The sequence below is a fragment of the Agrobacterium sp. NPDC058088 genome (assembly GCF_042885035.1).
Lineage (GTDB): Bacteria > Pseudomonadota > Alphaproteobacteria > Rhizobiales > Rhizobiaceae > Agrobacterium.
In genome coordinates this window covers 1-23,539 of record NZ_JBHVSU010000010.1, presented here as the reverse complement: position 1 = coordinate 23,539, position 23,539 = coordinate 1, and the positions used below count along the sequence as shown (strand labels likewise).

23 protein-coding genes are annotated in these 23,539 nt (G+C 60.1%); 13 read left to right on the top strand and 10 right to left on the bottom strand.

Features of this window, described 5'->3' with window-relative positions; translation table 11 throughout:
* Window positions 1-78: 78 nt before the first annotated feature.
* From ACFVTJ_RS21030 to lysS, 4 genes are all read left to right on the top strand, one after another.
* Window positions 79-501 (top strand): hypothetical protein, encoded by a 423-nt coding sequence (locus tag ACFVTJ_RS21030; RefSeq protein WP_386910543.1) that lies wholly within the window; start codon window positions 79-81, stop codon window positions 499-501.
* Window positions 502-587: 86 nt separating this feature from the next.
* The gene (locus ACFVTJ_RS21025; RefSeq protein ID WP_386910542.1) at window positions 588-2,360 is read left to right on the top strand and encodes an SLC13 family permease; all 1,773 of its coding nucleotides are present in this window, start codon (window positions 588-590) and stop codon (window positions 2,358-2,360) included.
* 211 nt (window positions 2,361-2,571) lie between these two features.
* Window positions 2,572-4,029, top strand: a complete 1,458-nt coding sequence (gltX, locus tag ACFVTJ_RS21020) for a glutamate--tRNA ligase (protein ID WP_386910541.1) — start codon at window positions 2,572-2,574, stop codon at window positions 4,027-4,029.
* Between the two features lie 250 nt (window positions 4,030-4,279).
* Window positions 4,280-5,779 (top strand): lysine--tRNA ligase, encoded by a 1,500-nt coding sequence (gene lysS, locus ACFVTJ_RS21015; protein WP_004445220.1) that lies wholly within the window; start codon window positions 4,280-4,282, stop codon window positions 5,777-5,779.
* Window positions 5,780-6,032: 253 nt separating this feature from the next.
* Here lysS and ACFVTJ_RS21010 read toward each other — a convergent pair whose 3' ends face one another.
* Entirely contained in the window at window positions 6,033-6,968 is a 936-nt protein-coding gene (locus tag ACFVTJ_RS21010) for a hypothetical protein (RefSeq protein ID WP_386910540.1), read from the bottom strand.
* Between the two features lie 283 nt (window positions 6,969-7,251).
* Here ACFVTJ_RS21010 and ACFVTJ_RS21005 point away from each other — a divergent pair, with 283 nt between their 5' ends.
* The 5 genes from ACFVTJ_RS21005 to ACFVTJ_RS20985 all read left to right on the top strand — a co-directional run bounded on the left by ACFVTJ_RS21005 (window position 7,252) and on the right by ACFVTJ_RS20985 (window position 11,021).
* Complete coding sequence (locus tag ACFVTJ_RS21005; RefSeq protein ID WP_386910539.1) at window positions 7,252-8,142, top strand: metal ABC transporter substrate-binding protein; 891 nt, start codon at window positions 7,252-7,254, stop codon at window positions 8,140-8,142.
* Window positions 8,139-9,047 (top strand): manganese/iron ABC transporter ATP-binding protein, encoded by a 909-nt coding sequence (locus ACFVTJ_RS21000; RefSeq protein ID WP_386910538.1) that lies wholly within the window; start codon window positions 8,139-8,141, stop codon window positions 9,045-9,047. The genes ACFVTJ_RS21005 and ACFVTJ_RS21000 overlap by 4 nt, the downstream gene beginning before the upstream one ends.
* Window positions 9,028-9,888: a metal ABC transporter permease gene (locus ACFVTJ_RS20995; protein ID WP_386910537.1), complete on the top strand. Its 861-nt coding sequence runs from the start codon at window positions 9,028-9,030 to the stop codon at window positions 9,886-9,888. The genes ACFVTJ_RS21000 and ACFVTJ_RS20995 overlap by 20 nt, the downstream gene beginning before the upstream one ends.
* Window positions 9,885-10,739: a metal ABC transporter permease gene (locus ACFVTJ_RS20990; RefSeq protein WP_386910536.1), complete on the top strand. Its 855-nt coding sequence runs from the start codon at window positions 9,885-9,887 to the stop codon at window positions 10,737-10,739. Before ACFVTJ_RS20995 ends, ACFVTJ_RS20990 begins: the two co-directional genes overlap by 4 nt.
* A 108-nt stretch (window positions 10,740-10,847) precedes the next feature.
* On the top strand, window positions 10,848-11,021 hold the full coding sequence (locus ACFVTJ_RS20985; RefSeq protein WP_386910535.1) for a DUF1328 domain-containing protein: 174 nt from the start codon (window positions 10,848-10,850) through the stop codon (window positions 11,019-11,021).
* A gap of 55 nt (window positions 11,022-11,076) precedes the next feature.
* Here the strand turns inward: ACFVTJ_RS20985 and ACFVTJ_RS20980 are convergent, their stop codons facing one another.
* Window positions 11,077-11,808, bottom strand: a complete 732-nt coding sequence (locus ACFVTJ_RS20980; protein WP_003499083.1) for an SDR family oxidoreductase — start codon at window positions 11,806-11,808, stop codon at window positions 11,077-11,079.
* 200 nt (window positions 11,809-12,008) lie between these two features.
* Here ACFVTJ_RS20980 and ACFVTJ_RS20975 point away from each other — a divergent pair, with 200 nt between their 5' ends.
* On the top strand, window positions 12,009-12,782 hold the full coding sequence (locus ACFVTJ_RS20975) for an IclR family transcriptional regulator (protein WP_386910534.1): 774 nt from the start codon (window positions 12,009-12,011) through the stop codon (window positions 12,780-12,782).
* Window positions 12,783-12,889: 107 nt separating this feature from the next.
* On the opposite strand, the gene tal is transcribed toward ACFVTJ_RS20975, so the two are convergent.
* Window positions 12,890-13,855 carry a transaldolase gene (tal, locus tag ACFVTJ_RS20970; RefSeq protein WP_386910532.1) on the bottom strand — a complete coding sequence of 322 codons (966 nt, stop codon included), beginning with the start codon at window positions 13,853-13,855 and terminating at the stop codon, window positions 12,890-12,892.
* 206 nt (window positions 13,856-14,061) lie between these two features.
* Here tal and ACFVTJ_RS20965 point away from each other — a divergent pair, with 206 nt between their 5' ends.
* Entirely contained in the window at window positions 14,062-15,048 is a 987-nt protein-coding gene (locus ACFVTJ_RS20965; protein WP_386910531.1) for a sugar-binding transcriptional regulator, read from the top strand.
* Between the two features lie 12 nt (window positions 15,049-15,060).
* On the opposite strand, the gene ACFVTJ_RS20960 is transcribed toward ACFVTJ_RS20965, so the two are convergent.
* Both ACFVTJ_RS20960 and ACFVTJ_RS20955 read right to left on the bottom strand, forming a co-directional pair.
* Window positions 15,061-15,933: a methylated-DNA--[protein]-cysteine S-methyltransferase gene (locus ACFVTJ_RS20960; protein ID WP_386910530.1), complete on the bottom strand. Its 873-nt coding sequence runs from the start codon at window positions 15,931-15,933 to the stop codon at window positions 15,061-15,063.
* A 267-nt stretch (window positions 15,934-16,200) separates the two neighbouring features.
* The gene (locus ACFVTJ_RS20955; RefSeq protein WP_386910529.1) at window positions 16,201-16,683 is read right to left on the bottom strand and encodes a DUF2244 domain-containing protein; all 483 of its coding nucleotides are present in this window, start codon (window positions 16,681-16,683) and stop codon (window positions 16,201-16,203) included.
* A 37-nt stretch (window positions 16,684-16,720) separates the two neighbouring features.
* Here ACFVTJ_RS20955 and nth point away from each other — a divergent pair, with 37 nt between their 5' ends.
* Window positions 16,721-17,503 carry an endonuclease III gene (nth, locus tag ACFVTJ_RS20950; RefSeq protein WP_386910528.1) on the top strand — a complete coding sequence of 261 codons (783 nt, stop codon included), beginning with the start codon at window positions 16,721-16,723 and terminating at the stop codon, window positions 17,501-17,503.
* Here nth and ACFVTJ_RS20945 read toward each other — a convergent pair.
* Window positions 17,465-18,202, bottom strand: coding sequence for a sulfate transporter family protein (locus ACFVTJ_RS20945; protein ID WP_386910527.1), 738 nt, complete (start codon window positions 18,200-18,202; stop codon window positions 17,465-17,467). The two genes, nth and ACFVTJ_RS20945, sit on opposite strands and share 39 nt — an antisense overlap.
* A 298-nt stretch (window positions 18,203-18,500) precedes the next feature.
* Here ACFVTJ_RS20945 and ACFVTJ_RS20940 point away from each other — a divergent pair, with 298 nt between their 5' ends.
* On the top strand, window positions 18,501-19,334 hold the full coding sequence (locus tag ACFVTJ_RS20940) for a MurR/RpiR family transcriptional regulator (protein WP_386910526.1): 834 nt from the start codon (window positions 18,501-18,503) through the stop codon (window positions 19,332-19,334).
* Between the two features lie 53 nt (window positions 19,335-19,387).
* On the opposite strand, the gene ACFVTJ_RS20935 is transcribed toward ACFVTJ_RS20940, so the two are convergent.
* From ACFVTJ_RS20935 to ACFVTJ_RS20920, 4 genes are all read right to left on the bottom strand, one after another.
* On the bottom strand, window positions 19,388-20,962 hold the full coding sequence (locus ACFVTJ_RS20935; RefSeq protein ID WP_386910525.1) for an FGGY-family carbohydrate kinase: 1,575 nt from the start codon (window positions 20,960-20,962) through the stop codon (window positions 19,388-19,390).
* Window positions 20,963-21,019: 57 nt separating this feature from the next.
* Window positions 21,020-21,739, bottom strand: coding sequence for an HAD family hydrolase (locus ACFVTJ_RS20930; protein ID WP_386910524.1), 720 nt, complete (start codon window positions 21,737-21,739; stop codon window positions 21,020-21,022).
* Window positions 21,740-21,746: 7 nt separating this feature from the next.
* Window positions 21,747-23,231 (bottom strand): mannitol dehydrogenase family protein, encoded by a 1,485-nt coding sequence (locus tag ACFVTJ_RS20925; RefSeq protein WP_386910523.1) that lies wholly within the window; start codon window positions 23,229-23,231, stop codon window positions 21,747-21,749.
* 119 nt (window positions 23,232-23,350) lie between these two features.
* On the bottom strand, window positions 23,351-23,539 hold a 189-nt coding region (locus tag ACFVTJ_RS20920), incomplete at its 5' end, for a TOBE domain-containing protein (RefSeq protein ID WP_386910522.1).

Below are 23,539 nucleotides of genomic sequence, written 5' to 3'. Positions count from 1 at the left end.
GGCCCGCTTCAAGCGGGCTGCGCATCGCCGGAGCCGGACCAAGCGTGCTGACACCCATAGCCGTCCGAATGTAAGAACATGGCTTTTGTCATCAAGGCAGAAATCTCTGATCCAGACGCGGAAACTTTCGCATTCACCGCGCAGAAAACCATGTATGGCGGCAAGACCATCATGGTGGGCGATACTGTTTTTCTGTTTGCCAGCGAAAATGAGGGCGGGCACGGACTCATTGCGAGCGGCATCGTGACAGGCGCCCAGGCTGTCGCCCGTAAACCCGGCATCGCGCGCCAGACGCCCCGGGTCGATCTCGCCATAAAACGAACAGCAACCGCCTTGCGCCCGCTGGGTCGTGCACAGCTCTGTGACTTCCGTGACTGGGACGATGGCCAGCCCGGGACCGAACTCAATTTCAAGCTTTACCGCCAAGCGACAGACAAAATCGTCGGCATCTCCGAAGAGGCAGCACGCTTCATCGCCGCTTTTTTTCAAACAATGAAATGATATCCGCCGGCGCGAGGAACTCCCGTCCCACACCTGCGTTGATGGATACGATCCCACCTCCCCGCATGCGAAAGTAACCCGCAGAGATGACGACAGACCAGATTCTCGCCTTCGTCGTCATCGCCGGCATGATGGTGGCCTTCATCTGGGACAGGTTTCGTTATGATGTGGTGGCGTGCAGCGCGCTGCTGGTGGCGATTGCGCTGGGCGTCGTCCCGTTCGACAAAGCCTTTTCGGGTTTTTCGGATGATATCGTCATCATCGTCGGTAGCGCGCTGGTCGTCAGTTCGGCAGTGGCGCGCTCGGGCATCGTCGATATGACGATCAAGAAATATTTCCCCGAGATGCACTCCAAGGGACTACAGCTTGCCTTTCTGATGATCGTCGTTGCCGTCATGTCGGCCTTCATCAAGAATATCGGCGCTCTCGCCATCATGATGCCGGTCGCATTCCAGTTTGCCCGCAAGTCCGGCAGCCCCGTCTCCTATTATCTGATGCCCATGGCCTTTGCGGCGCTCCTGGGCGGGCTGATGACGCAGATCGGGACGTCGCCGAACATCGTCGTTTCGCGCCTGCGTGAGGAGATGACCGGCCAAAGCTTCTCCATGTTCGATTTTACGCCTGTCGGGGCCGGCCTCACCGTCATCGGCATCATCTTTCTGACCTTCGGCTACCGGTTGCTGCCGGTGCGCAACCGGGAAACGGCCTCAGTCGAGGATATTCTCGACCAGTCCGCCTATACCGCCGAAGCGACGCTGCCCGCAGACAGCAGCTTTTCGCAAAGGCCGCTGCGCGAGCTTCTCAAGCAGGCGGATGGCGATGTCATTGCCAGCACCATCCTGCGCGGCCCTAGACGCATTTCCCCCTTTCCCGACGTGACGCTGAAGGCCGGAGACACGGTTCTGCTCGAAGGCAGCCCGGAAGGGCTCGACCGCATCGTCTGCCAGGCAAAGTTGCTGCTTTCCGGCAAGCCCCTGATGGAGAACGGCCAGAAAACCGCCGATCTCATTTCCATGGAAGCCGTTATCAGCAACGAATCCGTTCTGAACGGCATTTCGGCGCGAGAACTCGCGCTCTCCTATACGCGCGGCGTCAATCTCATCGCAGTCAGCCGGCGCGGCCAGCGTGTCAGCCAGCGGCTCTCGGAACTGACATTGCAGGCGGGTGACGTCATCCTTTTACAGGGCAGCCGGAAAAACCTGCCGCAAGTCTTGCAGGAATTTTCGCTGCTGCCGCTGGCGCAGCGGGAAATCCTGCTCGGCGTTCAGCGCCGGGCATTTCTGCCGGTCATCGTGCTTGCCGCCGCCATGCTGGCGGCTGGCAGCGGTCTGGTCCCGGTCTCCGTCGCTTTTTTTGCGGCCGCCTTCCTGATGATCGTGGTCGGCGCCATTCCACTGACCGAGGTCTATAAATCCGTCGATGGGCCGATCCTCGTGATGCTCGCCGCCCTCATTCCTGTCAGCGACAGTCTGCGCACCAGCGGCGCAAGCGAGTTGATCGCTGGCTGGCTCGGGCATGCGGCGCAGGGTTTGCCGCCTTTTGCGGCACTCGGCATGATCCTGCTCACCGCCATGGCCGTGACACCCTTCCTTAATAATGCCGCCACCGTGCTGGTCATGGCCCCCATCGCCGCCGGTTTTGCCACCACGCTTGGCTTCAGGCCCGAGGCCTTCCTGATGGCGGTGGCGATCGGCGCGGGGTGCGATTTCCTTACCCCCATCGGCCACCAGTGCAACACGCTGGTCATGGGTCCGGGCGGTTATCGTTTCAGCGACTACCCTCGCCTTGGCCTGCCATTGTCGATCATGATCGTCATCGTCAGCATCCCGATGCTGCTCTATGTCTGGCCGGTCAATTAGGGCCGGGTGGGACTGTCCGGCAACGGTTCCGATTCCATATTTCCTTGACGCCTGCGGCAGAATATGGCCTAAGCCGAAGCCTAACGGGAATATGAAAAAGGCGCTTTCCTTTCGCCTTTCGACATGATGTCCTGCCGCATCCAAACGAAAACTCCGTGATGTCAGGGTAAAACGCTCCGATGTCACTGCCACGTCACGACGAGTGAATTTCATGACCACTTCCGGCGTTCGCGTCCGCATAGCACCTTCCCCCACCGGCGAGCCGCATGTCGGCACCGCCTATATCGCGCTGTTCAACTATCTCTTCGCCAAGAAACACGGTGGCGAGTTCATCCTGCGCATCGAGGATACCGACGCCACCCGCTCGACCCTTGAATATGAGCAGAAGGTGCTGGAAGCGCTGCGCTGGACCGGCCTCACCTGGTCGGAAGGTCCCGATGTGGGCGGGCCTTACGGTCCTTACCGCCAGTCCGAACGCAAGGCCATGTACTGGCCTTATGCTGAAGAGCTTCTCGAAAAAGGCCATGGCTTCCGCTGTTTCTGCACGCCCGAGCGGCTGGAGCAGATGCGCGAGGCCCAGCGAGCCGCCGGCAAGCCGCCGAAATATGATGGCCACTGCCTCAACCTGAAGGCTGAAGAAGTCACCGCCCGCGTTGCCGCCGGTGAAGCGAACGTCGTGCGCATGAAAATTCCGACCGAAGGGTCATGCGATTTCCATGACGGCGTTTATGGCGACGTATCGATCCCTTGGGATTCCGTCGACATGCAGGTGCTGATCAAGGCCGACGGCATGCCGACCTATCACATGGCCAACGTCATCGACGACCATCTGATGAAGATCACCCATGTGGCGCGCGGCGAAGAATGGCTGGCTTCGGTGCCGAAGCACATCCTGCTTTACCGTTATTTCGGCTGGCAGGAGCCGGTGTTCATGCATCTTTCACTGATGCGCAACGCTGACAAGTCCAAGCTTTCCAAGCGCAAGAACCCGACCTCGATCTCCTATTATTCCGCGCTCGGTTACCTGCCGGAAGCGCTGATGAACTTCCTCGGCCTGTTCTTCATCCAGATCGCAGAGGGCGAAGAGCTCCTGACCATGGACGAGCTGGCTGCAAAGTTCGACCCGGAAGCGCTCTCCAAGGCCGGCGCCATTTTCGACATCCAGAAGCTGGACTGGCTGAACGGTCGCTGGCTCCGCGAAAAGCTTTCGCCGGAAGAGTTCATTGCCCGCACACTCGAATGGGCGATGGAGAATTCCCGCCTGACCGAGGGCCTGAAGCTTGCGCAGAGCCGCATTTCCAAGCTCGGCGAGCTGCCGAACCTTGCCGGCTTCCTGCTCGCAAGCGATGCTGGCCTCACGCCCGCTTCCTTTGCCGGCCTGAAGAGCAAGCCGGAGGAAATCCACGAAATCCTCACCACCGTTGCAGCAGACCTCGAAAAGATGCCTGACTGGAACGTGGAAGCCATCGAGGCCGAGCTGCGCGACGTGGCCGAACGCACTGGCAAGAAGCTGCGCGTCGTCACGCCGCCGCTGTTCGTCGCCATGTCCGGATCGTCGCGCTCGCTGCCGCTGTTTGACTCGATGGCGCTGCTTGGCCGCTCCGTCGTGCGCCAGCGCCTGAAGGCTGCGATTACCGTTGTGGCCACGATGGTTGGCAGCGGAAGCTGATGATGACGTGCTGGCGGTGACGGCAGCATTTTAGAATACGCCCTTTGCCTGGGGCTCACCCCCCTCTGCCCTGCCGGGCATCTCCCCCTCAAGGGGGAGATCGACAAGCGGCTGACACCTTGCCCATGGAACGGGCGGGCGCGGCATCTGATCTCCCCCCTTGAGGGGGAGATATCCGGCAGGACAGAGGGGGGTGAGCCCAGCGCACAAAGGCCACCCGCAACGAACAAGCCCGCTAAAGGCGAACACAATGACCGACACCAAGACCGAGACCACCGCCCTTTCCTCCGACGCGACAGAAGTGCGCCGCCAGAAACTTGCGCTGCTGCGCGAGCAGATCGGCGACGTCTATCCGGCGCATTTCCATCGCACGATGAGCAATGCCGAGCTCGCGGAAAAATACGCCGATATCGAAGCCGACGTCGAAACCGGCGATACGGTGACGGTGGCGGGCCGCGTTTATTCCTCGCGCAATTCCGGCATGTTCATGGACATCCATGACGCCTCGGGCAAGGTGCAGATCTTCTCCCATAAGGATACGACGCCGGAAGCGGCGCGCAACCTGCTGCCGATGATCGACATCGGCGATATCATCGGTGTGACAGGCAAGGTTCGCCGTACCAAGCGCGGCGAGCTGACGATCAACGCCGAAGAGATCACCATGCTGACGAAGTCGCTGCTGCCGATGCCCGAGAAGTGGCACGGCGTCTCCGACATCGAGCTGCGTTACCGCAAGCGCCACCTCGACATCCTCTCCAATGAGGAATCCAAGCTGCGCTTCCTGCAACGCTCGAAGATTCTTTCCGGCATCCGCCGCTTCATGGAGGCGGAAGGCTTCCTCGAAGTCGAGACGCCGATGCTGCAGACCGTCTATGGCGGCGCGACGGCCGATCCGTTCAAGACCTTTCACAACACGCTGAAGATGGACATGTATCTGCGCATCGCGCCGGAACTGTTCCTGAAGCGCACGCTGGTGTCGGGCCTTTCCGACAAGGTCTTCGAGATCAACCGCAACTTCCGCAATGAAGGCGTGTCCACACGGCACAATCCTGAATTCACCATGATGGAGTGCTACTGGGCCTATGCCGACTACGAGGACATCATGGGTCTCGTGGAGCGGCTGTTCGAGACGCTGGCGATCTCGCTGCATGGCACAACCGAGGTGGAATTCCAGGGCCAGACGATTTCCTTCAAGGGTCCGTTCAAGCGCGTGCCGATGCCTGATGCGGTGAAGGAAGCAACCGGTATCGACTTCCTCGCCATCAAGACCGACGAAGAAGCCCGCGCCGCTGCCAAGGCCGCCGGTTTTGCCGTCGAGAAGGACTGGACCTGGGGCGAATGCCTTGCCTTCATCTTCGAAGAGAAGGTGGAAGGCACGCTGATCCAGCCGAGCCACGTCACGCACTTTCCGAAGGACATCTCGCCCTTCGCCAAGGAAGTGCCGGGCGAACCGCGCCTCGTCGAGCGTTTCGAAAGCTATTGCAACGCCTGGGAAGTTGGCAATGCTTTCTCGGAACTCAACGATCCGGAAGAACAGCGCCGCCGCATGGTGGAACAGCTGGAACAGGCGCATGCCCGCGGCGAAAAGGACAAGCAGCTGGACGACGAGTTCCTCGACGCCATCGACCAGGGCATGCCACCCGCCGGCGGCCTCGGCATCGGCGTCGACCGCCTGATCATGCTGCTCACCAACGCCCCGTCGATCCGCGACGTCATCCTCTTCCCGGCCCGCCGCAACAAGGCGGATTGAGGCACGAGGAGCGCTGCCCGGTTCGAATTTCCGGGCAAGCTGCAATCCCTTTAAGTTGGTGCTGAAGGGTGAATATCCACTCAACGTCATCCTCGGGCTAGTCCCGAGGATCTGCTAACGTAGCAATTTTGTTGACGTGATTAGATCCCTGGGGCAAGCCCAAGGATGACGTCGCGCAAGCATAACAAGGCAGTGTCGGCTGAGCATGCCGCCGGCATGAAACAGGAACGCCTCGGCAAAAGCCGAATCCCTCTCAATGCCCCGTTTTGGCCTTTTCGCCAGCAGCTTCCTCCGCCACCGCTGCCTCTCCGTCCGCCGGTTTTTTCTCCGCTGCCTGCGCGGTGGTCGTGCCTTTTCCGAAGATTAGTGACTTCAGATAGGACAGGCTGAAGATGCTGCTGCCCTCGGCTTCCGGTGTCGAGGTCAGAAGCTCGTCGGTGACGGTCTCACCATGCGCTTCGGGAGACGGCGTTTCGCCATTGGCTTCCGGACTGGTTTCGCCGTGGCCGCTCTCTGCCGGAGCAGCGCCATGTTCGCCGCTGGCCTCGCCCTTGTCTTTGCCATGACCTTTCGCGGCCTTGCCCTCATGCTCTTCCGAGCTGGCATCCGAGGCCGGGGTGGCGCAATCAGCGAAATCGCTCAGGCTTGCCGCCATGGCTTCGGCATCTTCGAGCGGCAGATCGATGCGCAGGCCGTAAAACTGGCCGCTGCCATTGGCCGCGCCATCGTAATAAAAGGCGGAATAACGATGGGCATTCGCGCCTTCGGGAATCTTTGCCAGATCGGGAATGAAGACCACCTGCGCGGCAATGGCGCGACCGCGCATTTCCGAGCGCAGCTGCGGGCCGTTACTGTCCAGCACGGAAACCTGAACCAGATCGGGCTTCTGTTTGTCGTAAACCGCTTTTGCAACACGAAGGGCAGTCTTCAGCCGCTCTGGGCCGTCGCCGCCTCCAGTGCGGATGAATTTGCGCACCCATAGGGCGCCGTTCTTGCGGATGTTGACCGTCTGGACCGCGTCGCAGGAAAGCCCGTTGGTGGAGGCATAGGATGGGCCAAGCAGCCGATCGCTGCCGATGAACACGGCCGCAGAACCGGTCGCACCCGCCAAAAGCAGGATCCCGCCTCCAATCATAACGAGCTTGCGCGAAAACCGCATTCGTCCGAATACAGCTTTCACCCGCAACATCCTGACATCAAGTACCCCGTCTTACGCCCTCACCCCGAAACGTGGCTCGATGGATGAGGAACACACGCGGGACAAGCTACGGACTACGCTGTCCGAGCCTTGCGATAGTGCCGCTTTCTCATTGAAAAAAGTTTAACCCGGCCGTCGCCGAGCGGGCAAAAGCGCACCAATATCGGACATTTCTGAAATCAACTAAATTGCGAATGATTTGCAATAGCGTTGACAAGCGTGATTCTATAACAGATGGTATTGCGAGTTAATCGCAACAAAATTGGTGACAGACGTGAAACTCGATAAAATCCGCCATGCGCTTTTTGCTTTTTCGCTTTTCCTGCCGACTGTGGCCGTCGCGCAGGAAAAACCAAAGGTCGTCACCACCTTCACCATCATCGCCGATATGGCGCGTAACGTGGCGGGGGACGCGGCGGATGTGGAGAGCATCACCAAGCCCGGCGCGGAAATTCACAACTACCAGCCGACGCCGCGCGATATTCTCAAGGCCCGCAAGGCCGATCTTGTGCTGCGCAACGGCCTCAATCTGGAATTGTGGTTCGAGAAATTCCTGGCCAACCTTTCCGGCGTGCCAGATGTGACGGTGAGCGACGGCGTGGAGCCCATGGCGATCAACGGCGGGGCGTATCAGGGGAAACCCAATCCGCACGCCTGGATGTCACCCGATAACGCCCTGATCTACGTGGAAAATATTCGCAAGGGCCTGACCGAGATCGACCCTGCCCATGCCGACGTCTATGCGGCCAACGCGAAAGCCTATTCGGACAGGATCAAGGCCACCGTGCAGCCGATCCGCGACACGCTTTCCGTTCTGCCAGAAAACAAGCGCTGGTTGGTAACGAGTGAAGGCGCATTTTCTTATCTCGCCCGCGATTTCGGCCTGAAGGAACTGTTCTTGTGGCCGGTCAATGCCGATAGCCAGGGCACACCACAGCAGGTGCGCGGCGTGATCGACGCCATGCGCGCGCACAATATCAACGTCATCTTCAGCGAAAGCACCGTTTCCGCCGATCCCGCCCAGCAGGTGGCCAAGGAAACGGGCGCGGCCTATGGCGGCATTCTTTATGTGGATTCGCTGAGCGAGGCTGATGGTCCGGTCCCGACCTATCTGGACCTGCTGCGTGTGACGAGCGAAACCATCGCCAAGGGACTGTCTTCATGAGAATGGGAAGTAAAAAATCAGGCGGCGGCCTGACGGTTCAAAATGCGACAGTGACCTATCGAAACGGCCACACCGCATTAAGAGATGCCAGCTTTTCCATCCCCCGCGGAACGATCACGGCACTTGTCGGCGTCAATGGCGCCGGCAAGTCCACGATTTTCAAGGCGATCATGGGTTTCGTGCCTTTGGCCGCCGGTTCAGTCTCGATCTTCGACCTGCCGGTAAAGGAGGCGCTGAAGAAAAACCTCGTCGCTTACGTGCCGCAGGCCGAAGAGGTCGACTGGAGCTTTCCGGTGCTGGTGGAAGACGTGGTGATGATGGGCCGTTATGGCCACATGAATTTCCTGCGCATTCCCGCAAAACGCGACCACCAGATGGTGGAAGAGGCGCTGAAACGCGTCAACATGCTAGATTATCGCAAGCGCCAGATCGGTGAGCTCTCCGGCGGGCAGAAGAAGCGGGTGTTTCTCGCCCGCGCACTGGCGCAGGAAGGACAGGTGATCCTGCTGGACGAGCCTTTCACCGGTGTCGACGTGACCACGGAAGAGCAGATCGTCGCCCTTCTGAAAGCGCTGCGCGACGAGGGCCGCGTCATGCTGGTTTCCACCCATAATCTCGGCAGCGTACCGGAGTTCTGTGACCGCGCCGTCTTCGTCAAGGGCACGGTTCTGGCATCGGGCAAGACGGCGGACACCTTCAACGAGGAGAACCTGCAAAAGGCCTTCGGCGGTAGCCTGCGCCACTTCGTTCTTGGCGGGACGGACCTGCATGACGACGCCGATCCGCGCCGGGTAAAGGTCATTACCGATGACGAGCGGCCCTTCGTGATCTACGGCAAGAACGGCCAACAGGACGCCTATCCACGCGCTTCGAAAGACAGGGCTGATGATAAACAGTCTTCTTGAGCCCTTCACTTATGGTTATATGCTGAACGCCATATGGGTCAGCGCACTGGTGGGCGGTGTCTGCGGTTTTCTCTCCGCCTATCTGATGCTGAAGGGCTGGTCGCTGATCGGCGACGCGCTGTCCCACGCCATCGTTCCCGGTGTGGCGGGCGCCTATATGCTGGGCCTGCCCTTTTCGCTGGGTGCTTTTCTCTCCGGCGGGCTGGCGGCCGGTTCCATGCTGTTTCTGAACCAGAAAACGCGGCTCAAGGAAGACGCGATCATCGGGCTGATCTTCACCTCATTCTTTGGGCTCGGGCTTTTCATGGTCTCGCTCTCGCCTACCTCCGTGAACATCCAGACCATCGTGCTCGGCAATATTCTCGCAATCACCACCGAAGACACCATCCAGCTGGCTTTGATCGGCGGCATCAGCCTCCTCGTGCTGGCGGTAAAATGGCGCGACTTCATGGTGGTGTTCTTCGATGAGAACCACGCCCGCACCGTTGGGCTGAAACCGGAAGTGCTGAAGGCGATCTTCTTCACCCTGCTGGCCGCCTCCACCGTTGCCGCATTGCAGACGGTCGGGGCTTTCCTGGTCGTTGCCATGGTGGTGACGCCGGGTGCCACCGCCTATCTGCTGACCGACCGTTTCGAGCGGCTGATCCTGATGAGCCTCATCATCGGCGCGGCCACCAGCTTCGTCGGCGCCTATCTCAGCTATTTCCTCGACGGCGCGACGGGTGGCGTGATCGTCGTGCTGCAAACGGCAATCTTCCTTGCCGCCTTTGTCTTTGCGCCGAAACATGGCCTGCTCGCGTCGCGCGCCAAGGCCCGCAGGGCGCTGGAGGAAACGCCATGAGCGACTATCTCGAACTCGCTATCCTGCCGTTTCAGTTGCCCTTCATGCAATACGCCTTCGTCATCACCCTGATGATCGCGGTGCCGATGGCGATGCTGTCGTGTTTTCTGGTGCTGAAGGGCTGGTCGCTGATGGGGGATGCGGTTTCCCATGCCGTGCTGCCCGGCGTGGTGGTGGCCTATATCGTTGGCATCCCGCTTTCCATCGGAGCCTTCATCGCGGGGATGATCTGTGCCCTCGGCACCGGTTTCATCAAAGAAAACAGCCGTATCAAGGAAGATACGGTGCTCGGCATCGTCTTTTCCGGCATGTTCGGGTTGGGGCTGGTGCTTTACGTGAAGGTGCAGAGCGATGTGCATCTCGACCACATCCTCTTCGGCGACATGCTGGGCATTGCGCCCTTGGACATGCTGGAGACCGGGCTGATTGCGCTGTTCGCCACGCTGTTCCTCGGCGCCCTTCGCAAGGACCTGCTGGTCAACGCCTTCGATGCGCAGCATGCAAGAGCCATCGGCCTGCCGGTGCGCCTGCTGCACTACGGTCTCTTGATGGTTCTATCGCTCACCGTAGTCGGCGCGCTAAAGGCGGTGGGCATCATTCTCTCGGTCGCCATGCTCGTCGCACCGGGCGCAATCGCCTTCCTGCTGACCCGGCGTTTTTCCGCCATGCTGCTGGTGGCCATTGCGGTGGCGGTCGCCTCATCGCTTGCGGGCATATGGCTGAGTTTCCTGATCGATAGCGCCCCCGCCCCGACGATAGTGCTGTTCATGAGCCTCACTTTCATCGCGACGTTCATCCGCACCATCTGGAAAGCCCACCGCACCGACACGGCCCAGGAGACAGGCTTCTAAAAAAACGATTTTTGCGGGCGCGTGGAACATTTTCCCCTTTTGCGCGTCATTTTGCTGAGCCTGTCGCGGGGCGGCGGGCTTGGCAAATTATGCAAAAGGGGAAGCGCCATGCTGAAATGGGCTCTTATTTTCTTCGTTATTTCTTTGATCGCAGGCGTATTCGGCTTTACCGGCATTTCCGCGGCGGCGTCTGGCATCGCCCGTATCCTGTTCTTTATCGCCGTGGTGATCTTCCTGGTCTTCCTCGTGCTTGCACTGATGGCCGGAAGCGCCATCGTCTGAACGAAAAAGGCGACCGGTTCTCACCGGTCGCCTCTCTTCATTCCCGTCTCAATAATCAGCCCGTCCAGCCGCCATCGATCACATGGATCTGGCCGGTGGTGAAACCTGCCTCGTCAGAAGCCAAATAGGTGACGAGCGCTGCGATTTCTTCCGGCGTGGCGATGCGGCCCATCGGCTGGCGGGCGATAAAATCGGCCAGCGCCTGTTCGTAATTGCCGGTGGCGCGCAGGCGGTCATGCAGGGACGGGCTATCGACCGTGCCGGGGCAGATGGCGTTGCAACGGATGCCCTTGGTAACGAAATCGGCAGCAATGGCCTTGGTAAGACCCACGACAGCAGCCTTGGAAGCCGTATAGGCAAAACGGTTCGGTACGCCCTTCACGCTTGAAGCAACCGAGGACATGTTGACGATCGCGCCCTTGCCCTTTTCTAGCATGCCGGGCAGGAAGGCGCGGCACGTGCGGTACATGGCCTTGGCATTGAGATCAAAAGAGAAGTCCCAGTCCTTTTCCTCGCAATCGAGAATGGTGCCGGAATGCACGAAGCCGGCGCAGTTGAACAACACATCCGCATGGCCGATATCTGCCGCGAAATCCTTGACGCCATCGCCGTCAAGCACGTTCAAAACCCGGGTTTCCGCACCTTTCAGGGTCGAAAGCGCCTGCTCATTGATATCGGTGGCGATGACGCGCGCGCCGAGCGAGATGAAGCGCTCCGCCGTCGCTCGGCCGATACCCTGACCGGCTGCGGTGATCACCACTGTCCGGCCGTTAAAATCCTGCACCATCAATAGCCTCCCGCTAAGGCGCGCCCATCCTTCGTGGACTGGACCGCTGAATTTCAATGATCTCAAATATGGATCGACAATTCATATGTAAACGGGGTATTCATATGGCGTCAAGCAAACTTGCGCGGATGCGGCGTATAGGGCAACCATATTTTATGGCACCTCTGCCGGGCATCCATGCAAAACACCATCGAGGCCAGATGACTGACGAAGACAGCGAAAGATATCGCGCCCCCGCCCTCGACAAGGGTCTGGACATTCTCGAGCTTCTGGCACGCACCGATGGCGGACTGACGCAGATCGAGATCGCCAAATCGATCGGAAAGAGCCCCAACGAGCTGTACCGCATGCTGGATCGTCTCGTGCGCCGGGGTTATGTGCAGCGGCTTGACGGCGACCGGTTTTCGCTGACGCTCAAAATGTTCGGGCTGGCGCATTTCCATGCGCCAATCCGTCGGCTGGTCTCCTTCGCCGCGCCTGTCATGCGTGATTTCTCCGCAAGCGCCGAACAGGCCTGTCATCTCGCCGTTTATGATCGCGGCAGCGTCGTCGTCATCGCCCAGCAGGAATCCGCCACTTATTGGGCCATGTCCATGCGGGTCGGCGCGCAGATGAGCCTGTTCCACACAGGCTCCGGCCATGTCCTTCTGGCCTTCCAAACGGAAGCGCAACGCGAGATCATGATAACCGAACAGGTGCGCGGCAGCGGCGAAACCGTGCCGTCGGACCTTGCCGAGAGGCTGGCGGTGGTGCGCAAGAACGGTTTCGAATCGATGGACAGCCTCCAGACCGCCGGCGTGCGTAATATTTCCGCGCCGGTGCTGACGCTCGATGGCACGGCGCTCGCCGTCATCACCTGCCCCTATATCACCCCGCTTGGCGGCAAGGCGCCGACACGCGAGGCCTGCGAGGTGCTGATCCGAGAGGCGGCAAAGCGTATTTCCGAAGTGGCGACAGGGATTGGCAATTCCTGAAACGCACAAAAAAACGCGACCGGCAGGGACCCGATCGCGTTTTGAGTGACTGGAGATTTATATCTCTTAAACGTGGGGAGAATGTGGATGGTTCCCCCCTTTATGCCTCAGGCCGCAGCCAGCGTCAGTTCCTTGCGGACCATTTCACGCAGCGTCACCAGATCCTTTGCGAAGAGGCGGATGCCTTCCGAAAGCTTCTCGGTTGCCATGGCGTCTTCGTTCAGCGCCCAGCGGAATGCCTTCTCGTCGAGCGACTGCAGCGGTTCGGCCTTGACGTTGTCTGCCGAGAGCTTGCGCTCCAGCTTGCCGGTGTCCTTGTCCAGTTCTTCCAGCAGGGCCGGGCTGATCGTCAGGCGGTCGCAACCGGCGAGCGCTTCGATTTCGCCGACATTGCGGAAGGAGGCGCCCATAACGACGGTGCTGATGCCGTTGGCCTTGTAGTAGTTGTAGATGCTGCGAACCGAAACGACGCCCGGATCGGTTTCGGCGGTGTAGGTCTCGCCGGTCGACTTCTTGTACCAGTCAAGGATACGGCCGACGAAGGGCGAGATGAGGAAGGCTTTTGCTTCCGCGCAGGCAATCGCCTGGGCCTGGGAGAAGAGAAGCGTCAGGTTGCAGTCAATGCCTTCGGACTGCAGCACTTCGGCGGCCTTGATGCCTTCCCAGGTGGAAGCAAGCTTGATGAGGATGCGTTCACGCTCGATGCCGCGCTCCTTATAGGCGGCGATGATGTGGCGCGCCTTGGTAACAGAGGCCTGCGTATCGAAAGAAAGGTCGGCATCGACTTCTGTCGACACACGGCCGGGAACGAGGCCGGCAAGGGCTGCGCCCACGGAAATGGCAAGACGGTCGGCAACGGCGGCGACGACAGCGTCGGACTGGCCGCCCTGCTTCTTGCCCCAGGCCACGGCTTCCTTCACTGCGTCAGCAAAAGCGGGCGTGCCGAGGGCCTTTAGAACGATTGTCGGATTGGTGGTGCAATCCACCGGCTTCAGGCGTGCAACCGCCTCGATGTCACCGGTATCGGCAACAACTGTGGTGATGGCGCGAAGTTGTTCGAGTTTGGACGTCATGGCGAATGATCCTTCATGATCTCTGGTAAACTTGCTCAGCCGTCTTTTCGTTCCCGCACCAGGGTGCGCCCAAGGCCGAAATCACGGTTCTGTCCGGCTCCGACTATCGCAAGCGCGGCGGCCGAAAGTCAAGACATTTGCGCATCGCAATTGACATAAGTTTCATGCCTGCGATACTCGACCGCATATAAGCAATGGCGGAAACCGTGGCGAAACTGAGAAGAGAAACCCATACGGCCTATTCGGAAGCGGCTTCGCTGAGGCTGCGTGCGGCGTGGCTTTATTACAATCAGGGCATGACGCAGAAGGATGTCGCCGAGAAACTGGGCATCAGCCGCTCCACCGTGATCCGTCTGTTGGACGAGGCGATGAAACGCTCGGAAGTGCAGATATGGATCAACGAGGGCATCGAGGATTTCGTTTCGCTGGCTGGCCAGCTGGAGGCCGCCTACGGGCTGGACGAGGCAGTGATCATCCCCTCCCCCGGCCAATCTCCCGACAGGGTGAATGCCGAAGGCACGGCGAAGGCGGTGGGGCTGGCGCTCGGTCAGTTCCTCTCCGAAGCGGTGCCGAACGACGCCACCATCGGCGTCGGCTGGGGCCGCACCATGACCGCTTCGCTTTCCAGCTTCCGCCCTCCGCGCCGGGAAAACTGCAAGGTCGTGTCGCTGCTCGGCGGCATCGTCGCCGTGCACCAGACCAATCCGCTCGATTACACCTGGCGGCTGGCAAGTGCGCTTGGCGCGGAATGTTACATGTTTCTTGCGCCGCTGCTGGTGGATTCCGTCGAGACCAAACGGGCGCTGATCGAAAAATGCGGGCTTGCGACGCTCTACGAGCTTGCCGAAACGCTTGATCTCGCCATCGTTTCCTGCGGCGATATCGGCCCGCACTCCACCTCGCTGTCTGAAGGTTTCATCTCGAAAGAGACGTTGCGCGAACTCGTCGATGCCGGCTGCGTCTGCGACACCATGTTCAATTTCATCGATGCCGAAGGCCGCTCCGTCGATCATCCCATCAACCAGCGCGCCATGGCGATCGATCTCGACACGCTGCGCAAGGCCAAACACATCGTGCTGGCCTCCGGCGGCGCCCACCGCGCCATCGCCATCCGCGCGACGATCAAGCGGATCGGCTGCAATACGCTGATAACCGACGAAGCGGCGGCGCGGGCGTTGATGGAGCTGGTTTAGGCGTAGAAAGCCTCACACCTTCCCCGTTTCCCAACCGAGCATCGCCCGCTTGCGAGTGAGGCCCCAATGGTAACCCGTCAGAGCCCCGCTTTTGCCAACAGCGCGATGGCAGGGAACCACGAAAGACACCGGGTTTGCCCCGACTGCGGCGCCCACAGCACGCGACGCGGTGGGCTGGCCTATATCGCAGGCGATATGCGAATAGGTAACCGCGCGGCCCATCGGAATTTTGAGGAGGCTTTCCCAGACCCGCACCTGAAAATCCGTGCCAAGCAGCACAACGCGTAGTGGCCTGTCCGCCGACCACATGGATGGATCGAAGATGCGGGCCGCGTAGGGCGCGGTCGCTTCGCGATCCTCGACATAGTCAGCATTCGGCCAGCGGCCGGCCATGTCCTCGAAACAGGCCCTTTCCTCGCCCGGATCGGCAAAGGCGCAACCGGCAAGGCCGCGATCGGTCACCATGACCAGCGCAAGACCGAAGGGCGAGGTGTGAAAGCCGTAACGGATCGTCAGCCCGCCGCCCTTGGCCTTCCATTCACCGGGCGACATGGCCTCATGGGTGACGAACAGATCGTGCAGGCGGCCGGGTCCTGACATGCCGACCTCGATGGAGGTTTCCAGCAGCGGTAAATCCTCTTCGCGCAACAGCCGCTTGGCGTGATCGAGCGTCACGGCCTGCAGAAATGCCTTGGGTGAAAGGCCGGCCCAGCGGGTGAAGGTCTTCTGCAATTGCGTCGGCGACTGGCCGAGCCTTGCCGCAATGGCTTCGAGGGAGGGCTGCTCGCGATAATCCAGCGTCAAAAGCTCGATGACGCCGCGCACCGTGTCGTAATCGGATCCGATGGGGGTGATGTCTTCGTTCAGCATTATATTGGCGTTCATCGCAAATCTCCTAACGGGTAAGAGAAAACCATTAAAGCGACTGCGTCTCCACCCGTTTCTTGCGCGGCATCACGATACGCAAGGAATGTTCGTTAGCCGGAACACTCACTCACCCTCATTCCTGTGCTTATCACAGGAATCCAGGAGACACGCGTCCGCGTGGGAAAGGACTCTTTTCAGCCCAAAGACTTGGGCTGGCTGGATCCCTGTGACGAGCACAGGGATGAGGGAAAGAGACTACAGCGCTACGACAACCTTTTGATCCGCTCACATCCGCCGCCGCACAGTCGCGAGCGCGCCGCCAAACGCCTTGGCGAAACTTTCACGGTCATCCGGGTTAAGAAACGAACCGATATCGGTCGCCCGGCCTTCACCCGTCACATGCATGGAGACGATGCCGATCTCGTCATGCCGCCTCACCCTGAAACGGGCCCAGAAGGGATTGAAGCGATGCTCCACCATCCGCCCGGCGGGAGAAAATTTGCGGATAGACAGGCTGGTGCGCGATACGCTGACCTCTTCCCGCGCTTTCGCCGCCCGGTAATTGGCGCGGAAAGCAATATAAAGCAGCAGAAAATCCAGTCCAAAGAACAGGCCGATCGGCCATGCGCCGGTGGCAAGGAAAAAACCGCCATAGACAAGGCAGGCCAGCCCGGAAATCAGCAGGAGCAGCCGGAAACCGCGCCGGCCAAGCGAGCGGTGCGGAACGAGTTCCGCCGCGAAAATCGGCTGGTCGTTGAGCGTATCCACGTTGCTTTCCTTTGGGCTGGCTGGCTATAGATAGTCCATGACAGTGGCCAAGAAACGATCCAGCACCCAAACATTGAAAAAGTCAAATCCGGCATCCGCACGCAAACCGGCGCGGGTGAAAACGGCCTATTCGAAGGACGAGCTCACCGAGATCTTCCGGCGCTTTTCCATTCAGCGGCCGGAGCCAAAAGGTGAGCTGGAACACACCAATCCCTTCACCCTGCTGGTGGCCGTGGCGCTCTCAGCGCAGGCGACCGACGTGGGTGTGAACCGTGCCACCCGGGCGCTGTTCAAGGTGGCCGATACGCCTGAAAAAATGCTGGCGCTCGGCGAGGAAGAACTGATCGGCCATATCAAGACCATCGGGCTTTACCGTAACAAGGCGAAAAACGTCATCGCCCTGTCGCAGATGCTGATCGACAATTTCGGCGGCGGGGTGCCGAAAACCCGCGAGGAACTGGTGACCCTGCCGGGTGTTGGCCGAAAGACGGCCAATGTGGTGATGTCGATGGCGTTCGGCGTGCCCACGCTTGCGGTGGACACGCATGTGTTCCGCATTGCCAATCGGCTCTGTCTTGCGCCGGGCAAAACCCCTGACGAGGTTGAAGACCGGCTTCTCCGCATCATTCCCGAAGAATATCTGTTCCATGCGCACCACTGGCTGATCTTGCACGGGCGTTATTGCTGCAAGGCGCGCAAGCCGGAATGCGAGCGCTGCGTGATTGCCGATATCTGCAAATCACCGGAAAAGACCTTTGATATTCCAGCCCCGCTGGTGGAATTACCCGCGCAGCTGTTCGGTGCGACCGCTAGCGAATAAGGGGTCGCGCCGGCTGACGGCCTTGTGCAGATGCACCATCATCGAGGCGGCGAAAAGCGGCGTGAGCAGATTGAGGAACGGCACCGCCAGGAATGCGGCGATTACCAATCCGGCCATGAATACCGTCGCGCGGTGCTTCACCCGGAACTGCCGGGCTTCGGCGGGCGGTCGGAAACGCATCGCTGCGAATTCGAAGAATTCCCGCCCGAGCAGATAACCATTCACGACAAAAAACGCGATGAGATTGACGCCCGGCACCAGGAGCAGCAACAAAGCGATGAGGTTGCCGGCAATGACAACGCCGAAAAACTTGATCGACGACAGCACGGCTTCGCCGATCGGCATTGCCTTGCCGGGCGGATCATCCGGATAGCTCTTTTTTTCAACCACTTCGGCGACATCATCGAGAAACAGGCCGGCGATGACGGCCGTAACCGGAGAAATGAGCAGCGCCAGCGCCAAGGCGAGCCCGATGCCGGCGAAAATGGCAAAAACGAAGGTCAGCCACCCGGCCCAATCCGGCACGCCGGGGATCAGCGTATCCACCCATGGCAGGGCGAAATAGATGAAAATGGAGCGGATGGCGAACCATAGCGCCACCAGCACCAGAAGCGTCAGCCCCAGCACTTTCCAGAACACCGACCGGGTCTCGGCAGCAAAGAGATTGTGGAATGCCAGCCGCGCCGCATCAAGAATCATTCGGAACTCCCTTGACGCCTTTCGCGTCTAAACCCTCTGATCCACGAGATAGGGGCTCACCCTCCGCTGCGCAAGACGGGTGCAAAGACGGCAAGCTGTTGAGAATTAAACCGCAGATGGAATTTCCCTTGAATAAAAGATATCCCTAAAATATAATAAACCATCTACGATAATTCGCATTTCGATCCGGTGGAGGACATGGCCGGGAAAGCTCGCCCCCACCGCCAAATCGCGGTTCGCACGCTTGCACGGGCGCGCGAAAGCATCATCGTTCAATAACTAAAAAATAAACGAGGCGTTGGTGGAAAAGCTGCTGTTGAACCTTACGCGCGCCATGAAGGCAGGCACCCCTTCCGAGCGCAAGATTGCCAAATATCTGATCGAGCATCTGGACGAGTTGCCGTTTGAAACGGCGCAGACGCTGGCCGCCAAGCTCAGCCTCAGCCCGATGACGGTCGGCCGATTCCTGCGTTCTCTGGGTTACCGGCAATTCAGCGATATCCGCGCCGACCTGCGCCATGCGGAAGAAACCGTCAGCATAGGCCAGCCCGCGACGACCGAAGCCGGAGAACGGAATTCCAACCCGTTTTCTCAGCTTCTGTCACAGCAGATTCAGGCCATCCAGACCGCCTTCGACATGACCACCCAGACGATCTGGCGCCTTGCGATGAACGAGATAACCTCGGCGGGCGATGTCTTTCTGGCGACCTCTCCGGAAGGCCTCGATGCCAGCAGGCATTTTTACGGGCGGCTTCTGGAGGCCCGGGGCCACGTTCATTATCTCGGCAGCGATAATGCGACCTATGTCGCTCTGTGGGATTTCGATCCCGAACGCACGCTCCTCGTCATCATGGATTGCGGCGGCAACCTCGCGCCCCTGCAACGCCTGTCGGCCACGGCCCGCAAGGGCGGTTACAGGACGCTTTTGATCACCACGCGGTTTTACGAATGGGGACCGGAAAGCGTCGATCTCTGTCTTGCCATGCCGCAGAGTCAGAACAGCGGCCAGGGCCTGCTGCAACTGGTCTCCCTGCTGGAATTCACCCTCTGCGCGCTGAGCGCCGGGGCGGATGATGCAGCAAAAACGCGGGCGAAAAACTTTGCCGCGTTGAAGCGCTCGCTGCGCGGCTGATTGCGCTTGGAAGCAATACACTAACAGTCAACGCCAGCTATTACCTTGAAAAGTCAAAGGCTTTCCAGTTCCTGACGATGCCGGTACATGGCGAGGAAACGGCGATAGTCCCGTTCGTAATGCGCAGCAAGCGCCGGATTGCCCGAGATTTCCGCATTGCCCGGATACATGGAGGCCCCTGCTGCCGCGAGGCTTACATGCACGCCACCGGCCGTTGCCGCCGTCATGGCCGTGCCGAGCAGGACCGCGTCGGCGGTGGCGGGAACCACGATGCGCTTGCCCGTCACGTCGGCGTAAAGCTCCATCAACAGCGGGTTCTTCACATGCCCGCCAGTGACATGCAGGGTCTCCACCGCATAACCGAAACGCTCCATGGCGTCGAGCACGTGACGCGCGCCGAGTGCAATCGCGACCGCGGTGCGCCAATAAAGGCGGCAGAGGCTGTCGAATGAGGTATCGAGCGTCAGCCCGCTGATGACGCCCACCGCATGCGGGTCGGCAAGCGGCGAGCGGTTGCCGTGGAAATCCGGCAGAACATGCAGCCGGTCCGCAAAGGCTTCGCCTTCCAGCTCGCGCAATTCGGTGACGCGCGCAACGATGCGGGCATGCAACGCCGTGTCCGGTTCGCCGCCCGCCGCATGCATACGCACGATATGGTCGAGCAGTGCGCCCGTGGCCGATTGCCCACCCTCCACCAGCCAGTGGCCGGGCAGCACCGCCTGCCAGTAGGGTCCCCACAGGCTGTGGCCCGGCATGGGCCGCGCGGACATGGCGACAAGGCAGCTGGACGTGCCAGCGATCAGCGCGACATGTTTGCCGACATCTTCCGAAAGGCAACCGCCCAGCGCCCCGAGCGCGCCGGCATAGGCATCGATCATGCCCGCCGCCACCTGGCAGCCGGTATCGAGACCGAGCTCTGCGGCCGCCTCGGGTGAAAGCGGGCCAATGGCCGCCCCCGGCATGACTGTGGTTTCGGGCAGGCCGGCACGCTCCTTCAGATCGGCAAGTCCGGCAAAGGCCAGATAATCCGCCTGCCAGCCGGGGCTTTCCTGCGCCAGAAAATTCCATTTTGCCGTCTGCGTGCAATTGGAGCGCCTTGTCGAGCCGGTCGCCTTCCAGGTCAGGAAATCCGCAAGGTCGAAGGCGAAGGCCATGCGCGACCAGCTTTGAGGCATATGCGTCTTCAGCCACATTAGCTTCGGCATCTGCATTTCCGGCGAAACGCTGTTGCCGGCGAAATCGAGCACCCGATGGCCCGAGGCCGTCAACCGGTCCGCCTCGTTGATGGCGCGGTGGTCGAGCCAGACGATGGTGTCAAAACGGTCTTCACCGGTCGTGGAAACCGACACCGGCTCACCCCGCCCGTTACGGATGACAAGCGAGCAGGTGGCGTCGAAACCAATGGCGGCAATGCTCTGCGGCAGCACGCCTGCATCGGCAAGCGCCGCCTTCACGGCGATGCAGACGGCATTCCATATATCGGTGGAATCGTGCTCTGCGTGATTTTCACGGGGCCGCTGCATGAGGATGGGATGGGTGGAACGCGCAAGCAGCCGGCCTGCCGGATCGAAAATCCCGGCCCGGGCGCTTGCCGTACCGACATCGACAGCGACGAGATTTTGACGCATCAAGACTGCAATTCCAACCCTGGCGCAACGACCCGGCGGCAGCAGGCAAGATCAGATTCAGCCTGCGTCACGTTCCACCTGGCCGTCAAAACCGCCCCTCCCCACATAGCTGCCGACAAGTTGGACCAAATCCGGCATCGCGTCAAACACGGCGTCTGCGCCCAGACCGGCGATCTTTTCGCGAAATGCGGGAAAACGTGCATGCGATCCGCCGGTAAAGGCAAAAACGCCCATGCCGGCTGCCCTTGCGGCGGCAATACCGGCCGGGCTGTCCTCGATCACGATACAGTGACGCGGCTCGACGCCCATTGCGTGCGCCGCATGCAGGAAGAGATCGGGAGCCGGCTTGCCGTTCTTCACCATGGTGGCACTGAAGACATGTGGCTCAAATTTGTCGATCAGACCCGTCAGCCCAAGTGAATACCGGATACGCTCCGGCTGGCTGGAAGAGGCGACGCAGCGCTTCAGGCCCACAAGCCGGTCCAGCGTCTCGGCAATGCCGTCGATCGGCTTCAGTTCGGTGCGGAAGCGCTCGAACAGCGTCGCCCGCATATGGTCGAGAAAATCGATGTCGGTTTCCACACCGTAATCCTCGAACAAGGTTGCCGTCATGCTGGCAACGCTGCGGCCGAGAAAGCGCTCATAAGCCTCCTCCTCCCCCATCGTTACGCCGAGATGGGAGAGCATGTCGAGAAGCACCGCAATCGAGACCGGTTCGCTGTCGACGAGAACGCCGTCGCAATCGAAAATCAGCAGGGGCCCGGTCCGGTCGTCCATCTCATGGTCACTTTTCAGCCAGCTTGTCATCCAGATAAAGCTGCAAGGTCTTTGCCGTGCCGTCTTGCCACAGCGTCTTCAATGCATGGGCGAAGCGTTTACGGAAAAGCGCCGATTCGGCAACTGCTCCGAAGATGTCGTCAAGCGCGAGGAAGGCCATCGGGTCATCCTTGGCCTTGATGGCCGCGGCCTGCAGTCGCTCGGCGCTGGCATCGTTGAAGGTGATTTCCTTGCCGCTATCGGAAGTGCCGTAGAAATAACGGCACCAGAGCGCCGAAACCAGCGACAGGCCGATGATGTCTTCACCGCGCGACAGTCGGTCGGCGGTCGACGGCAGGATGAATTTCGGCTGACGGTTGGAGCCATCTTGCGCCAGACGCGGAATGGTGTCGCCAATTTTCGGGTTAAGGAAACGCCGCTCGATCAACGCGAAGTACTCGTTGAGATCGGTATCGGGCACCGGCGGAATGACCGGGATGATCTCGTCCTTTTCGAGTTTTGCGAGAAACGCCCGGATCAGCGGATGCTCCATCGCCTCATGCACGAAATGGATGTCGAGCAGCGCCGCAGGATAGGCGATTGCCGCATGGCCGCCATTGAGGATGCGGATTTTCATATGCTCATAGGGCGCGACGTCCTTGACGAACTGCACGCCAGCCTTTTCCAGTGCGGGCCGTCCGGCTGGGAAGTTGTCCTCCATCACCCATTGCTTGAATTCTTCGCAAAAGACCGGCCAGTTGTCTTCGATGTCGAAGTCATCCCGGGCGATGTTGCGTTCGCGCTCGCCGGTGGCAGGCGTGATGCGGTCGACCATGGAATTCGGAAAGGCGACGTTTTCGCTGATCCAGTTGGCAAAGGCCGGGTCGGAGAGCGCTGCCAGACCGACCACAGCATTTTTCGTGACCTTGCCATTATGGGGGATGTTGTCGCAGGACATGACGGTGAAAGGCTGCACGCCCCTGTCGCGCCGCGCCTTCAGCCCGGCGACAATGAAACCGAACACGGTTTTCGGCGAAGACGGGTTCTTTCCGTCTTCGGCAATGGCCGGGTGCTGCGGATTGAAAGAGCCGGAGGCATCGATGAAATAGCCGCCTTCGGTAATCGTCATCGAAACGATACGGATCTTCGGATCGGCAAGCGTATCGATGATGGCGCTGATATCGCCGACCTTCAAAATGTCGATCATCGGCCCGGTCACGCGCGCGCCGGTGCGGTTATTGTCCTGCTCCACGACAGTGGTCAGGAAATCCTGCACCGCAAGCTTTTCGCGCATTACGGCGTCAGAGGGCAGAACACCGGCGCCGATGATGGCGAAGTCATGATCCGTGCCGGTGTTGAACAGGTCATCAAGATAGACGGCCTGATGGGCGCGGTGGAAATTGCCGACGCCGAAATGCACGATGCCGGCGGATAGATCGTCCCGGGAATAGGCCGGAACCGCCGCCGTCTTTCTGGCTTCGTCAAGCGTTGCGAGGGAGAGTTTGCATGTCATGTCACGATCCTCGAAGGGAAAACGGTGGTCTTGCCAATTGCCCTGTCGCGGGCATTCGGACTATCTGCAAACGGCCGCCACCAAATAGCGAGCCGCTGCGTCGTTAGGGCCAGCCCCGCCTAGATTGCTTTGCCCTTGTCATCGAACCTGTGGATTTTGCTATCGTCGGGCGTGATGAAGACAGTGTCGCCGTGCTTGCAGGCGAATTCACCGTCGGCGCGGGCGGTAATCGGGCCGATGCCTGGGACATCGATATGCAGAAAAGTGTCGGAGCCGAGATGTTCGGCGACCGTGACCTTGCCCTGCCA

Bases quoted from the DNA above. Each gene is read 5' to 3' on its own strand.
- ACFVTJ_RS21030 (WP_386910543.1), top strand. From the start codon at position 79: ATGGCTTTTGTCATCAAGGCAGAAATCTCTGATCCAGACGCGGAAACT.
- ACFVTJ_RS21025 (WP_386910542.1), top strand. From the start codon at position 588: ATGACGACAGACCAGATTCTCGCCTTCGTCGTCATCGCCGGCATGATG.
- gltX (WP_386910541.1), top strand. From the start codon at position 2,572: ATGACCACTTCCGGCGTTCGCGTCCGCATAGCACCTTCCCCCACCGGC.
- lysS (WP_004445220.1), top strand. From the start codon at position 4,280: ATGACCGACACCAAGACCGAGACCACCGCCCTTTCCTCCGACGCGACA.
- ACFVTJ_RS21010 (WP_386910540.1), bottom strand. From the start codon at position 6,968: ATGTTGCGGGTGAAAGCTGTATTCGGACGAATGCGGTTTTCGCGCAAG.
- ACFVTJ_RS21000 (WP_386910538.1), top strand. From the start codon at position 8,139: ATGAGAATGGGAAGTAAAAAATCAGGCGGCGGCCTGACGGTTCAAAAT.
- ACFVTJ_RS20995 (WP_386910537.1), top strand. From the start codon at position 9,028: ATGATAAACAGTCTTCTTGAGCCCTTCACTTATGGTTATATGCTGAAC.
- ACFVTJ_RS20990 (WP_386910536.1), top strand. From the start codon at position 9,885: ATGAGCGACTATCTCGAACTCGCTATCCTGCCGTTTCAGTTGCCCTTC.
- ACFVTJ_RS20985 (WP_386910535.1), top strand. From the start codon at position 10,848: ATGCTGAAATGGGCTCTTATTTTCTTCGTTATTTCTTTGATCGCAGGC.
- ACFVTJ_RS20980 (WP_003499083.1), bottom strand. From the start codon at position 11,808: ATGGTGCAGGATTTTAACGGCCGGACAGTGGTGATCACCGCAGCCGGT.
- ACFVTJ_RS20975 (WP_386910534.1), top strand. From the start codon at position 12,009: ATGACTGACGAAGACAGCGAAAGATATCGCGCCCCCGCCCTCGACAAG.
- tal (WP_386910532.1), bottom strand. From the start codon at position 13,855: ATGACGTCCAAACTCGAACAACTTCGCGCCATCACCACAGTTGTTGCC.
- ACFVTJ_RS20960 (WP_386910530.1), bottom strand. From the start codon at position 15,933: ATGAACGCCAATATAATGCTGAACGAAGACATCACCCCCATCGGATCC.
- nth (WP_386910528.1), top strand. From the start codon at position 16,721: ATGACAGTGGCCAAGAAACGATCCAGCACCCAAACATTGAAAAAGTCA.
- ACFVTJ_RS20945 (WP_386910527.1), bottom strand. From the start codon at position 18,202: ATGATTCTTGATGCGGCGCGGCTGGCATTCCACAATCTCTTTGCTGCC.
- ACFVTJ_RS20935 (WP_386910525.1), bottom strand. From the start codon at position 20,962: ATGCGTCAAAATCTCGTCGCTGTCGATGTCGGTACGGCAAGCGCCCGG.
- ACFVTJ_RS20930 (WP_386910524.1), bottom strand. From the start codon at position 21,739: ATGGACGACCGGACCGGGCCCCTGCTGATTTTCGATTGCGACGGCGTT.
- ACFVTJ_RS20925 (WP_386910523.1), bottom strand. From the start codon at position 23,231: ATGACATGCAAACTCTCCCTCGCAACGCTTGACGAAGCCAGAAAGACG.